The following is a 13,141-nucleotide window of genomic DNA, read 5'->3' as shown; positions in this document are numbered from 1 at the left end:
CCCTTGCGTTTTCCTGCTGGCGAAGCGCAGGGGCAACGGCCACAATCAAGATCCCAGAGGTATTGATTGGTGAGAATTCTTAGTACGTTTTCGTACTCATCTCTTGCACCAACCTGCGCGGATGCGCAGGTTTTTTTTTGCCTCCACTTTTGCTGTCGCTCCCATACCACTTCTCGTGTAATCTGCCACCATTTACTGTCAACCCTCCACACTGTCTGGCAAAGGGAGTTGAGATGCTATTTGGGTTCTTCCGTACACTTTTCCGTATTATTTTTCGCATCCGCGTCACTGGCGATGCCCAGGCGCTTCGCGGCGAACGCGTTCTCATCACACCAAATCATGTTTCCTTTATCGATGGCATCCTGCTGGCGCTGTTTTTGCCCGTGCGTCCGGTGTTTGCGGTGTATACCTCCATCAGCCAGCAGTGGTATATGCGCTGGCTCACGCCGCTAATTGACTTCGTGCCGCTCGACCCCACCAAACCGATGATGATTAAACATCTGGTACGTCTGGTAGAGCAGGGGCGTCCGGTGGTCATTTTCCCGGAAGGGCGCATTTCCGTGACCGGCTCGCTAATGAAAATCTATGACGGCGCGGGATTTGTCGCGGCGAAGTCAAAAGCGACCGTGGTGCCACTGCGTATCGAAGGCGCAGAGCTGAGCCACTTCAGCCGCCTGAAAGGGCTGGTGAAGCAGCGTCTGTTCCCAAAAATTACCCTGCATATTCTGCCGCCAACGTCGTTACCGATGCCCGATGCACCGCGTGCCCGCGATCGCCGTAAAATTGCCGGAGAAATGCTGCACCAGATTATGATGGAAGCGCGAATGGCCGTTCGTCCGCGCGAAACGCTGTATGAATCTCTGCTTTCGGCACAGTATCGCTATGGTGCCAGGAAAAACTGTATTGAAGACATCAATTTCACGCCTGACACATATCGCAAACTGCTGACCAAGACCCTGTTTGTGGGCCGCATTCTTGAAAAATACAGTAAGAAGGGTGAAAAGATTGGCCTGATGCTGCCTAACGCGGGCATCAGCGCAGCGGTGATTTTTGGTGCGGTGTCCCGCGGACGTATTCCGGCAATGATGAACTACACGGCGGGTGTAAAAGGGCTGACCAGTGCCATCACTGCGGCCCAAATCAACACCGTTTTTACCTCTCGCCAGTTCCTGGATAAAGGCAAGCTGTGGCATCTGCCGGAGCAGCTGACTCAGGTTCGCTGGGTCTTCCTGGAAGATCTGAAGGCGGACGTGACGACGGGCGACAAGCTGTGGATTTTCGCTCACCTGCTGATGCCCCATCTGGCACAGGTTAAACAGCAGCCGGAAGATGACGCGATTATCCTCTTTACCTCCGGTTCGGAAGGCAACCCGAAAGGCGTTGTTCACAGCCACAAGAGTATTCTCGCGAACGTTGAACAGATCAAAAGCATTGCTGACTTTACCGCCAGTGACCGTTTTATGTCTGCGCTGCCGCTGTTCCACTCCTTTGGTCTGACGGTGGGGCTGTTTACGCCGCTGCTGACCGGCGCAGAAGTGTTCCTCTATCCCAGCCCGCTGCATTACCGCATTGTGCCGGAGCTGGTGTATGACCGTAACTGCACCGTCCTGTTTGGGACCTCAACCTTCCTGGGCAACTATGCGCGTTTCGCTAATCCATATGATTTCTATCGTGTGCGTTATGTGGTGGCGGGGGCGGAAAAACTGCAGGAGAGCACGCGTCAGATCTGGCAGGACAAGTTTGGCCTGCGCATTCTTGAAGGCTATGGCGTTACGGAGTGCGCACCCGTCGTCTCCATCAACGTGCCGATGGCGGCGAAGCCGGGTACGGTTGGCCGAATTCTGCCGGGAATGGATGCGCGTCTGCTGGCGGTACCGGGCATTGAGGACGGTGGCCGCCTGCAGCTGAAAGGACCAAACGTGATGAACGGTTACCTGCGCGTGGAAAACCCGGGCGTGCTGGAAGCGCCAACGGCGGAAAACGTGAACGGTGAGGTCGAAACCGGCTGGTACGACACCGGTGATATCGTTCGCTTCGACGAGCAGGGCTTTGTGCAGATTCAGGGGCGTGCAAAACGCTTCGCCAAAATCGCCGGTGAAATGGTCTCTCTGGAGATGGTTGAGCAGCTGGCGACGGCGGTGTCCGCGGATAAGATGCACGCGACCGTGGTGAAGAGTGATGCCAGCAAAGGCGAGGCGCTGGTCCTGTTTACCACCGACAGTGAGCTGAAGCGCGACAGGTTACTTAGCCATGCGCGTGAGCATGGTATTCCCGAACTGGCGGTACCGCGCGATATTCGTTACCTGAAACACCTTCCGGTACTGGGTAGCGGTAAGCCTGACTTTGTGACCCTGAAAGGCATGGTTGAAGAGGCGGAACAGCAAAATGCGTGAGTCAGTGCACACTAACACATCGCTTAGGTCTAAAGGCATGATGGCAGTGATTGCCGCGCAGTTTCTCTCTGCGTTCGGCGATAACGCGCTGTTGTTTGCCACCCTGGCGCTGCTGAAGGCCGAGTTTTACCCTGACTGGAGTCAGCCGATCCTGCAGATGGTGTTTGTGGGCGCTTACATTATCTTCGCGCCGTTTGTAGGGCAGGTGGCGGACAGTTTCCCGAAAGGTCGGGTGATGATGTTTGCCAACGGTCTGAAGCTGCTGGGGGCCGCCAGCATTTGCTTTGGTTTCAATCCGTTTATTGGCTACACGCTGGTGGGCATTGGTGCTGCCGCCTACTCACCGGCGAAATATGGCATCCTCGGGGAGCTGACCACGGGTGATAAGCTGGTGAAAGCCAACGGCCTGATGGAGTCGTCTACTATCGCCGCTATCCTGCTCGGCTCCGTCGCGGGCGGTGTACTGGCCGACTGGCATGTCCTGGCGGCGCTGGGCGTTTGTGCGGTGGTGTATGGCGGTGCGGTCGTGGCTAACCTGTTCATTCCAAAGCTGCCGGTAGCCCGTCCGGGACAATCCTGGCGCTTCAAACCGATGACCGGCAGTTTCTTTAATGCCTGCCGCGTGCTGTGGCGTAACGGTGAAACACGTTTCTCTCTGATGGGCACCAGTATGTTCTGGGGGGCAGGCGTCACGCTGCGCTTCCTGCTGGTGCTGTGGGTGCCGGTGGCGCTGGGCATTACCGACAATGCGACGCCGACCTATCTTAACGCGATGGTGGCGATTGGTATTGTTGTTGGTGCGGGCGCGGCGGCGAAGCTGGTGACGCTCGAAACGGTGGCACGCTGCATGCCTGCGGGGATCCTGATTGGCGTCGCGGTGCTCCTTTTCTCGCTACAGCATGCGTTATTGCCTGCTTATGTTCTGCTGATCCTGATTGGTATTCTGGGTGGTTTCTTCGTGGTACCGCTCAACGCGTTACTGCAGGAGCGCGGCAAGCAGACTGTTGGGGCGGGAAATGCCATTGCGGTGCAAAATCTGGGTGAAAACCTGGCGATGCTGTTAATGCTGGGGCTCTACTCGCTGGCGGTGAAAGTCGGTGTGCCAGTGGTGGGAATTGGCGTCGGGTTTGGTGCGCTGTTTGCGCTGGCGATTGCCGCATTATGGCTTTGGCAGCGTCGCCGTTGATTTATGCGGTCTGATGCCCTCACCCCGGCCCTCTCCCACGGGAGAGGGTGCGAACACTAAAAACGGCAACGTGCGTTGCCGTTTTGCATTTATTACGGTGCAGGATACGTATAAACCTGATGCACCGCTTCAATCTCCGCTAATACCTCTTCACTCAGGTCCAGATGGAAACTCTCAATATTGGTTTTCAGCTGTTCCAGAGTGGTAGCCCCCAGCAGAGTACTGGCCACAAACGGCTGACGGCGCACGAAGGCCAGCGCCATCTGTGCGGGGTCAAGACCGTGACGCTTTGCGATATCCACATAGGCCGCAACGGCTTTCTGTGTCTGCTCGCCGCTGTAGCGGGTAAAGCGGCTAAAGAGGGTATTACGCGCCCCGGCCGGTTTTGCGCCGTTCAGGTATTTCCCCGTCAGCGTGCCAAAACCGAGGCAGGAATAGGCGAGCAGTTCCACCTCTTCATATTGTGTCACTTCCGCCAGGCCAACTTCGTAGCTGCGGTTAAGCAGGCTGTAGGGGTTTTGAATGGTGACGATGCGCGGCAGATCGTGTTTATCCGCCAGGTGCAGATAGCGCATCACGCCAAAGGCCGTTTCGTTAGACACGCCAATGTAGCGGATTTTCCCCGCGCGCTGGCATTCGGTCAGCGCTTCCAGCGTTTCTAGCAGCGTAACGGCGGGAGCACTCTCATTCCAGCTGTAGCCGAGCTTACCGAAACAATTGGTTGGACGCTGTGGCCAGTGGACCTGGTACAGATCAAGATAGTCGGTTTGCAGGCGCTTCAGGCTGGCATCCAGCGCGGCGCGGATATTTTTGCGATCGAGGATTTGGTTTGGGCGGATCCCGGCATCGTTATTGCGCGAGGGGCCGCTGACTTTCGAGGCGATAACCAGCTTTTCACGGTTGCCGCGTTTTGCCAGCCAGTTACCGACGTAGGTTTCGGTAAGTCCCTGGGTTTCAGGGCGTGGCGGCACAGGGTACATCTCTGCGACATCAATCAGGTTAATGCCCTGGCTGACGGCATAATCGAGTTGTGCATGGGCATCGGCTTCGCTGTTTTGTTCACCAAATGTCATCGTGCCCAACCCCAGTTGACTTATCTCCAGAGCGCTGTGGGGGATACGGTGATAATGCATAGCCGGCTTCCTTCAATAGACATGTAGACCGCGTCAGGAACCTCCCGACAAAGGAATATAAACATGGCAGAGGGGAAGCAAAAGGGGAAGAAAAAAATCAAAAAGGCCAGTACGCTACTGACCTCTGACTGTTATCGCTCAATAATTTGCGAAACTTCGTCGCGATTGATCTGCATTTTATTGCCTGCCTGGTCGTGGTAGCTGACCAGACCGGTATCGTCGTCGACTTCGGGTTTGCCGTCGGTCAGGATCATTCGGCCATCTTTTGTCGCCATAACGTAATCGCTGCTACAGCCCGATACAGCAAACGCCAACCCGACTGCTGAAATTAACACCGCCCATTTTTTCATCGTTATCGTCCTCATCTGGCTCGTATCAAATCATAGTGTAGTATTAACCCGTTATGAAAACAGGGAGAAGCAGTAAAATCTTAAAAACCAGGCGATTATGTTTGTTAGCTCGCAAAATAAGTAAAAAACTATGTTTTTAGTAAGAAATGACGAGCAAGCAGTGCGCCGGTGAAATTCTTTTTGAGATAAAAACCGCGCGGCAACGTCAGTATCGGCTCGCCCATTGCGCCGATCGCCTCGGTCAGCGCTTTGCTGTTAGCCGCCTTTGGGCGCAGCTGTAACACTTCTCCGTGTCGGGCGGTGATGCGCTCCACCTGCCCGAGCACGATCATGTCCATCAGCTCTTCCCAGTCCAGACGCAGCTGATGCTCTTCCTCTTCATCCGGGCTCCAGAGCAGCGGCGCGCCAACGCGACGCTCAGCCAGTGGGATCTGACGTTCACCTTCAACCGGAACCCACAGCACGCGCTTCAGCTTATGGCGCACGTGGCTGGTCTCCCACGTCACGCCGGTGTTACCGGTCAAAGGCGCAACGCAGACAAACGTGGTCTCCAGAGGCTTGCCCTGGCTGTCGATGGGAATGGTTTTTAACTCTACGCCAAGGGCGGCAAAATCTTGCTCTGGTTTGCTCCCGGCGCTGGCACCCAGCCACAGTTCCAGCAGCATGCCGATCCAGCCTTTATCTCGTTTCAGATCCTTCGGGATCGGAAGCCCTGCCATCGCCGCCAGTTCGCCCAGCGAGAAACCCGCCAGACGCTGAGCCTGCTGCAGCAACTGACGCTCGCTTGACGGCGGTGTGAGCAAGGGGGTAAGCGGATGCATGAAGGTAACCTTTTGATTAAAAAATAAACGAAGAAATTGTCCCTTGTGGATAGAGTTTAACTTTTTCTGTACCAATATTCCATGTCTATGATTTATAGGTTTTTTTATCGAAAATTTAGCACCAGATCTGAAACGTAAAATGGGTTGTTCAAATCTGGTCACTGACAATAAACAGGATCTTACACCATGTTATCCACAGAAAAGTGGGATAACTGGGCATAACCCTGACTACTGTTTCAATTTACAGCCTTGACGTGCGACGAAAATCCAAATTTCAGACAAATTGTGTTTAACTTATTGGCACAATCTGTGGATAAAACCGACGCTGTTCGATCTTTCATCAGCACGATGATCCCTTGTGTGATGATCGTCACGCTATTCTCTTTTTTGTTGATGGTTTCATTCTTAACTATATGAAAATAATAATTTTATATAATTTCATTAAAAGAGGGAGCCTGACGGTGATTCAGGTTGTTCATGGGTAATCAGACACTTCTTCACAACTATATCCACAGAAAAGGTGAATAAAATTCCCTTCGCTGCTGCACTTCTGTTTATAACTCTGCCCTTATTTGTGAGTTATTCAAATGTTATTAGGTTGCAGGCCTGTAAGAGAGTGGTTTACCGCCTCCCTGTAGTGTGAAACAATCATTCATATATAAGGTTTAGATTGGGGTAGTCCGGTGATTGATGACGATGGCTACCGCCCGAACGTAGGAATAGTAATTTGTAATCGTCAGGGCCAGGTCATGTGGGCAAGGCGATATGGTCAGCACTCCTGGCAGTTCCCGCAAGGTGGGATCAATCCGGGAGAGTCCCCAGAACAAGCGATGTACCGGGAGCTTTTTGAAGAGGTCGGTTTAAGCCGTAAAGATGTTCGCATCCTGGCCTCGACCCGCAACTGGTTGCGTTACAAGTTACCGAAACGTTTGGTGCGTTGGGACACAAAGCCGGTTTGTATCGGCCAGAAACAGAAGTGGTTTCTTCTGCAGTTGGTGGGCAACGATTCAGACATCAATATGCAAACCAGCAGTACGCCGGAGTTCGATGGCTGGCGCTGGGTAAGCTATTGGTATCCTGTTCGTCAGGTCGTGTCATTTAAACGCGATGTTTACCGTAGGGTGATGAAAGAGTTTGCAAGTGTGGTTATGCAGCTTCAGGAGATCCCGCCTAAGCCGCAAAGCGCACCTGCCTGGCGACGTAAAAGAGGTTAAGCTACGCAAATCATGCTCACCCGCTTGCGAGAAATAGTCGAGAAGGTGGCCAGTGCTCCGCGTCTGAACGAGGCGTTGAATATTCTGGTTACTGACATCTGTCTTGCGATGGAGACCGAGGTCTGTTCGGTGTATCTGGCCGACCACGATCGGCGCTGCTATTACCTGATGGCGACCCGTGGTTTGAAAAAACCACGGGGACGAACCGTAACGCTCGCATTCGATGAAGGGATTGTCGGTCTGGTTGGACGGCTGGCGGAACCCATCAACCTTGCCGATGCGCAAAAACACCCCAGTTTTAAATACATTCCTTCCGTAAAAGAAGAGCGCTTCCGCGCTTTCCTTGGTGTGCCAATTATCCAGCGTCGTCAGCTGCTCGGCGTTCTGGTCGTCCAGCAGCGTGAGCTGCGTCAGTACGATGAAAGCGAAGAGTCATTCCTCGTTACGCTGGCCACACAGATGGCGGCGATCCTCTCACAGTCTCAGCTTGCTGCGCTTTTTGGTCAGTATCGTCATACGCGTATCCGTGCTCTTCCGGCCTCGCCAGGCGTGGCGATTGCTGAAGGCTGGATGGACGCCACGCTGCCGTTAATGGAGCAGGTGTACGAAGCCTCCACGCTTGATGAAGCGCTGGAGCGCGAGCGTCTTACCGCAGCCCTGGAAGAGGCGGCGAATGAATTTCGTCGCTACAGCAAACGCTTTGCGGCGGGTGCGCAAAAAGAGACGGCGGCTATCTTTGACCTCTATTCACACCTGCTCTCAGACGCGCGTTTGCGTCGTGAGCTTTTTGCCGAGGTGGATAAAGGTTCGGTAGCAGAATGGGCCGTTAAAAAGGTTATCGAAAAGTTTGCTGAACAGTTTGCTGTATTAACTGACGGTTATCTGAAGGAGCGCGCCGGAGATTTACGCGCGCTGGGCCAACGTCTGCTGTTCCATCTGGATGACACCATTCAGGGGCCAAATGCCTGGCCAAAACGGTTTGTCCTGGTTGCCGATGAACTCTCGGCAACCACGCTGGCTGAACTGCCTCAGGACCGGCTGGCCGGCGTCGTGGTGCGCGATGGTGCCGCCAACTCACATGCCGCCATTATGGTACGTGCGCTGGGTATTCCTACCGTTATGGGGGCGGATATCCAGCCGTCGGTACTGCACCGACGCACGCTGGTGGTTGATGGTTACCGCGGTGAACTGCTGGTCGATCCTGAGCCGGTTCTGCTTCAGGAATATCAGCGTCTCATCAGCGAAGAGAATGAATTAAGCAAGCTGGCGGAAGATGACGTTAACCTGCCTGCGCAACTCAAAAGCGGAGAGCGGATCAAAGTCATGCTCAACGCGGGCTTAAGCCCGGAACACGAGGAGAAGCTTGGCAGCCGCATCGACGGCATCGGTTTATACCGCACTGAAATCCCGTTTATGTTGCAAAGTGGTTTCCCCTCCGAAGAGGAGCAGGTGGCGCAGTATCAGGGCATGTTGCAGATGTTTAACGACAAGCCCGTCACCCTGCGTACCCTGGACGTCGGGGCGGATAAACAGCTGCCGTATATGCCGATCAGCGAAGAGAACCCATGCCTGGGCTGGCGCGGGATCCGTATTACGCTCGATCAGCCGGAGATCTTTCTGATCCAGGTGCGCGCCATGCTGCGCGCCAACGCGGCGACGGGAAATCTCAGCATCTTACTGCCGATGGTGACCAGTATTGATGAGATCGACGAAGCGCGGCGCCTGATCGAACGTGCTGGCCGGGAAGTGGAAGAGATGATTGGCTATGCGATCCCTAAACCACGGATCGGTGTCATGCTCGAAGTGCCGTCGATGGTCTTTATGTTGCCGCAGCTGGCTAACCGCGTTGATTTTATCTCTGTCGGTACGAACGACCTGACGCAATATATTCTGGCCGTCGATCGTAACAACACCCGCGTCGCCAGTATTTACGACAGTCTGCATCCGGCGATCATTCGCGCGTTAGCGATGATTGCCCGTGAGGCGGAGCAGTACGGCATTGATTTACGCCTGTGCGGCGAAATGGCCGGGGATTCAATGTGCGTCGCGATCCTGATTGGTCTGGGGTATCGCCACCTGTCGATGAACGGCCGTGCCGTCGCACGCGTGAAGTATTTGTTGCGACATATCGACATCAATGATGCTCGCGAGCTGGCTGAGCGCAGTCTTGAAGCGCAGCTGTCCGCGGAGGTACGGCACCAGGTGGCGGCGTTTATGGAACGACGCGGTATGGGTGGCCTGATTCGCGGCGGCCGCTAATCCTCTTACTCCCTCTCCCTGTGGTGAGAGGGCACCAGTGCTGATAAAACCCTATACACATCTTTTACATCTCTGGCGCATCCTCCACGCCCGCCTTATGCTATGATTCGCAACTTTGGAGCCTCTGCTTAAGGCAGAATCGCATTTCTACCGCTGTCCACTTTCAGCGGAATAACAACATCTTGTGGTGACAGATGAACAGTGGTTATCTGCATTTTCCGGAATTTGATCCGGTCATTTTCTCATTAGGACCTGTTTCGCTTCACTGGTACGGTTTGATGTACCTGGTGGGCTTCATTTTTGCCATGTGGCTTGCTGGTCGTCGCGCCAGCCGTCCTGGCAGCGGCTGGACCAAAAACGAAGTGGAAAACCTGCTGTACGCGGGCTTCCTCGGCGTGTTCCTCGGTGGCCGTATTGGGTATGTGCTGTTCTATAACCTCCCGGTATTCCTGAACGATCCCCTCTACCTGTTCCGCGTCTGGGACGGCGGCATGTCCTTCCACGGCGGCCTGATTGGGGTGATCCTGGTGATGGTGATTTTTGCCAAACGCACCAAACGCAACTTCTTCCAGGTATCAGATTTTATCGCACCACTGATCCCATTTGGGCTGGGGGCTGGCCGTCTGGGCAACTTTATCAACGGTGAGCTGTGGGGGCGTGTTGACCCGAGCGTCTCTTTCACCATGCTGTTCCCCGGCTCGCGTGCAGAAGACATGGCGTTGCTGCCGTCGCATCCAGAGTGGCAATCCATTTTCGATACCTACGGCGTGCTGCCGCGTCATATGTCCCAGCTTTATGAGCTGGCACTGGAAGGCGTCGTGCTGTTCATCATCCTGAACCTGTTTATTCGCAAACCGCGCCCGATGGGGTCTGTCTCCGGCCTGTTCCTGATTGGCTACGGCGCGTTCCGCATCATTGTTGAATTCTTCCGCCAGCCGGATGCACAGTTCACCGGTGAATGGGTACAGTACATCAGCATGGGGCAGATCCTCTCCATTCCGATGATTGTCGCGGGTGCCATTATGATGATTTGGGCGTATCGTCGTCGTCCACAGCAACAACTTTCCTGAGGAACCATGAAACAGTATCTTGAATTGATGAAAAAAGTGCTCGATGAGGGCACGCCGAAAAACGACCGTACCGGCACCGGTACGCTCTCCATTTTTGGCCACCAGATGCGCTTCAATTTACAGGAAGGCTTCCCTCTGGTGACGACCAAGCGCTGCCATCTGCGCTCGATCATTCATGAACTGCTCTGGTTCCTGCAAGGCGATACCAACGTTGCGTATCTGCACGAAAACAACGTCTCCATCTGGGACGAATGGGCAGATGAAAACGGCAACCTGGGCCCGGTTTACGGCAAGCAGTGGCGCGCATGGCCAACGCCTGATGGCCGCCATATTGACCAGATCACCACCGTGATGAACCAGCTGAAAAACGATCCGGACTCGCGCCGAATCATTGTTTCCGCCTGGAACGTGGGCGAGCTGGACAAAATGGCGCTGGCTCCGTGCCACGCGTTCTTCCAGTTCTACGTCGCTGACGGAAAGCTCTCCTGCCAGCTCTACCAGCGTTCCTGTGATGTGTTCCTCGGCCTGCCGTTTAACATTGCCAGCTATGCGCTGTTAGTCCATATGATGGCGCAGCAGTGTGACCTGGAAGTGGGGGATTTTGTCTGGACCGGTGGGGACACCCATCTCTACAGCAACCATATGGAGCAGACCCATCTCCAGCTGACCCGCGAACCGCGCGCACTGCCGAAGCTCATCATCAAGCGCAAACCGGCGTCAATCTTTGACTACCGCTTCGATGATTTTGAGATTGAGGGCTACGACCCGCACCCTGGCATCAAAGCGCCCGTCGCTATCTGATGCGGTAAAGCGTGACACAACCGGTGCTATTTAGCGCCGGTTTTTTTTCGTCTTTATCCCGTTTCCCGAGGCGTTATCCAGAAAGCGTGCAACGCGCTGCAACTCGCTTAATACCCTGGATAACGCCTCGTAAAACGTTAATTCGCTGCTCGCCACTTTATCGGCGCATCGCCACACTCCCCGTATGAAAAAAGAGAACGGTTTTACGCTTATCGAAACGCTGGTGGCTGTGTCGCTGGTCGTTATTCTCAGTGCCTCAGGCCTGTACGGCTGGAGCAGTTGGCAGGGGCAGCAGCGGCTGTGGCAAACCGCCAGCCAGGTGCGCGACTACCTGGTGTTTCTGCGCAACCATGCCAACCGGTACAACCGCGAGCACCGCATTACCTTGCAGCAGGTGGGGGAAAGGGCATGCCTGGTGAGTTCTGCCGTAAAAGGCTGTGAGCAGGGCAGCCCCTTTGCACTGATTCCACTCTGGCCAGAAGTCGCGGTCAGCGAGGTAACGCCGTCACTCGGGTTCTATGGATTGAGGGATACGGCATGGGCAGGTCGGATAAGAGTGCAAAGCCGTGCAGGAGCGTGGCTGATTATTGTCTCAGATGGAGGGCGCATCAGGATGTGTCAGGTCTCGCAGGGGGGACAATGTTGAAGCGTCAGCAGGGATTTTCCCTTACTGAAGTTCTGATTGCTACGGCCATCAGCAGCCTGTTATTGATCGGCGCATCGCGCTTTTTACCCGGTTTGCAGCGAGCGGTGTTACTGCAATCCGGCCAGCGAGAACAGGAAGAGGAGGTCTGGCAGAGACTGTTTTCCCTCGGCAAACAGCTCCAGCGAGCAGGCTACTGTGCGGGTAACTGCCCGGGACAAGGGTTGTTAACGGGCAGGCAAGGTAGCTGTGTCATTGTGCGATGGGATGCCAACAGTAACGGCAGCTGGGATAACAGTGCATCAGAAAACGACAGCACCGGTTTTCGTCTGGAGTCGGGTGCACTGGAAACCCTGCGTGGTGCAACCTCGTGTGAAGGCAAAGGATGGGAAAAGCTCACGGATCCGGACAGGCTGGTGATCACGCACTTTATGGTGAGTAAAGTTGAACACGCCAGGTTTGCGCCTGAGTTTACTATCGAACTGGCCGCTATCCGCAAGGGCGAGCAGGGGAAGCCTTATCAGGCGGTGTATACGGTTACGGGGTACAACTTGTGAACCGTCAACGTGGAATGTCTTCCCTTGCGCTGGTTCTGCTTTTACTGGTGCTTGGTACTCTGATCCTCACCGGTCTCAACCAGCAACTCACTACGTTTAGTGCGCTCGTTGGCGGAGAAAGCCGTTCATTTCAGCAGCAGGCCGCGGTGCAATCTGCGCTTGAGTGGGGACGCGTTCAGCGTTGGTCATCGGAGCCTCTGGCGCAGTGCAAACAGGCATCAGCGTGGCGAGTGTGTTTACGGCGGCTGAGTGAGACGCGTGTGCTGCTGATTGCCGGAGGCAATGACCTGCTGCTCTGGCGCTCAGGAGAGATAATCGACGGTAAAATTCACTTTTCACCCCGCGGCTGGAGTGATTTTTGTCCCCTTAAGGATCGCGCGTTATGCCAGCTACCGTAAACAAAGAGAATGGATTTAGCATGGTTGAGGTTCTGCTGGCGATGATGCTGCTGGTGATGATCGTCACCGCACTGGCCGGTTATCACAGGGCACTGGCGGCGCGGTTTACCCTGTTTAACCAGTACCGCCAGCTCTGGCATTATGCCTGGAACCAGGCTCAGCTCTCAACGACTGCGCTGCCCGCAGGCTGGCAGGTGAGTCGGGTGCAGACAACGCACTCAGGATGTGTCAGCATCACGGTTACACTTTTTTCGCCTCTGGGGCGGCGCGGTGAGATAACGCGTCTGCATTGCCCTGTTAGCCAGTAGTCGGGAGC

At 54.8% G+C, this 13,141-nt stretch carries 13 protein-coding genes and 1 pseudogene; 10 read left to right on the top strand and 4 right to left on the bottom strand.

Going from position 1 to position 13,141, the window contains the following annotated elements; all coding sequences use genetic code 11:
- Positions 1 to 233 precede the first annotated feature (233 nt).
- Complete coding sequence (gene aas, locus ACOTY9_RS12385) at positions 234 to 2,393, top strand: bifunctional acyl-ACP--phospholipid O-acyltransferase/long-chain-fatty-acid--ACP ligase (protein WP_348565893.1); 2,160 nt, start codon at positions 234 to 236, stop codon at positions 2,391 to 2,393.
- Positions 2,386 to 3,579: a lysophospholipid transporter LplT gene (gene lplT, locus ACOTY9_RS12380; protein ID WP_045269593.1), complete on the top strand. Its 1,194-nt coding sequence runs from the start codon at positions 2,386 to 2,388 to the stop codon at positions 3,577 to 3,579. Before aas ends, lplT begins: the two co-directional genes overlap by 8 nt.
- Before the next feature lie 92 nt (positions 3,580 to 3,671).
- Here the strand turns inward: lplT and ACOTY9_RS12375 are convergent, their stop codons facing one another.
- The 4 genes and pseudogenes from ACOTY9_RS12375 to ACOTY9_RS12360 all read right to left on the bottom strand — a co-directional run.
- Entirely contained in the window at positions 3,672 to 4,712 is a 1,041-nt protein-coding gene (locus ACOTY9_RS12375; protein ID WP_014885086.1) for an NADP(H)-dependent aldo-keto reductase, read from the bottom strand.
- A 131-nt stretch (positions 4,713 to 4,843) separates the two neighbouring features.
- Positions 4,844 to 5,062 carry a YgdI/YgdR family lipoprotein gene (locus ACOTY9_RS12370; RefSeq protein WP_014885085.1) on the bottom strand — a complete coding sequence of 73 codons (219 nt, stop codon included), beginning with the start codon at positions 5,060 to 5,062 and terminating at the stop codon, positions 4,844 to 4,846.
- Positions 5,063 to 5,190: 128 nt separating this feature from the next.
- Complete coding sequence (mutH, locus tag ACOTY9_RS12365) at positions 5,191 to 5,883, bottom strand: DNA mismatch repair endonuclease MutH (RefSeq protein WP_014885084.1); 693 nt, start codon at positions 5,881 to 5,883, stop codon at positions 5,191 to 5,193.
- Positions 5,884 to 6,037: 154 nt separating this feature from the next.
- Positions 6,038 to 6,103, bottom strand: a pseudogene (locus ACOTY9_RS12360) (hypothetical protein); the annotation flags it as partial.
- A 463-nt stretch (positions 6,104 to 6,566) separates the two neighbouring features.
- On the opposite strand from ACOTY9_RS12360, the gene rppH reads away from it, so the two are divergent.
- The 8 genes from rppH to ACOTY9_RS12320 all read left to right on the top strand — a co-directional run bounded on the left by rppH (position 6,567) and on the right by ACOTY9_RS12320 (position 13,133).
- Positions 6,567 to 7,097 (top strand): RNA pyrophosphohydrolase, encoded by a 531-nt coding sequence (rppH, locus tag ACOTY9_RS12355; protein WP_013098553.1) that lies wholly within the window; start codon positions 6,567 to 6,569, stop codon positions 7,095 to 7,097.
- 12 nt (positions 7,098 to 7,109) lie between these two features.
- Complete coding sequence (gene ptsP / locus ACOTY9_RS12350) at positions 7,110 to 9,356, top strand: phosphoenolpyruvate--protein phosphotransferase (RefSeq protein WP_014885083.1); 2,247 nt, start codon at positions 7,110 to 7,112, stop codon at positions 9,354 to 9,356.
- A 194-nt stretch (positions 9,357 to 9,550) separates the two neighbouring features.
- Entirely contained in the window at positions 9,551 to 10,426 is an 876-nt protein-coding gene (gene lgt, locus ACOTY9_RS12345; protein ID WP_032635654.1) for a prolipoprotein diacylglyceryl transferase, read from the top strand.
- Positions 10,427 to 10,432: 6 nt separating this feature from the next.
- Positions 10,433 to 11,227 carry a thymidylate synthase gene (gene thyA, locus ACOTY9_RS12340; protein WP_014885081.1) on the top strand — a complete coding sequence of 265 codons (795 nt, stop codon included), beginning with the start codon at positions 10,433 to 10,435 and terminating at the stop codon, positions 11,225 to 11,227.
- A 184-nt stretch (positions 11,228 to 11,411) separates the two neighbouring features.
- Positions 11,412 to 11,873, top strand: a complete 462-nt coding sequence (locus ACOTY9_RS12335; protein ID WP_045134120.1) for a prepilin peptidase-dependent protein — start codon at positions 11,412 to 11,414, stop codon at positions 11,871 to 11,873.
- Positions 11,867 to 12,427 carry a prepilin peptidase-dependent protein gene (locus ACOTY9_RS12330; protein ID WP_045269595.1) on the top strand — a complete coding sequence of 187 codons (561 nt, stop codon included), beginning with the start codon at positions 11,867 to 11,869 and terminating at the stop codon, positions 12,425 to 12,427. Before ACOTY9_RS12335 ends, ACOTY9_RS12330 begins: the two co-directional genes overlap by 7 nt.
- Entirely contained in the window at positions 12,424 to 12,825 is a 402-nt protein-coding gene (locus tag ACOTY9_RS12325; protein WP_348565892.1) for a DUF2509 family protein, read from the top strand. The genes ACOTY9_RS12330 and ACOTY9_RS12325 overlap by 4 nt, the downstream gene beginning before the upstream one ends.
- Entirely contained in the window at positions 12,810 to 13,133 is a 324-nt protein-coding gene (locus ACOTY9_RS12320) for a prepilin-type N-terminal cleavage/methylation domain-containing protein (protein ID WP_047343437.1), read from the top strand. The genes ACOTY9_RS12325 and ACOTY9_RS12320 overlap by 16 nt, the downstream gene beginning before the upstream one ends.
- Positions 13,134 to 13,141: the final 8 nt, after the last annotated feature.

This window comes from Enterobacter cloacae complex sp. SHL012 (assembly GCF_049237505.1).
Lineage (GTDB): Bacteria > Pseudomonadota > Gammaproteobacteria > Enterobacterales > Enterobacteriaceae > Enterobacter > Enterobacter kobei.
Note: the sequence above shows the minus strand (reverse complement) of the source record. Positions and strands in the feature narration are given on the sequence as shown.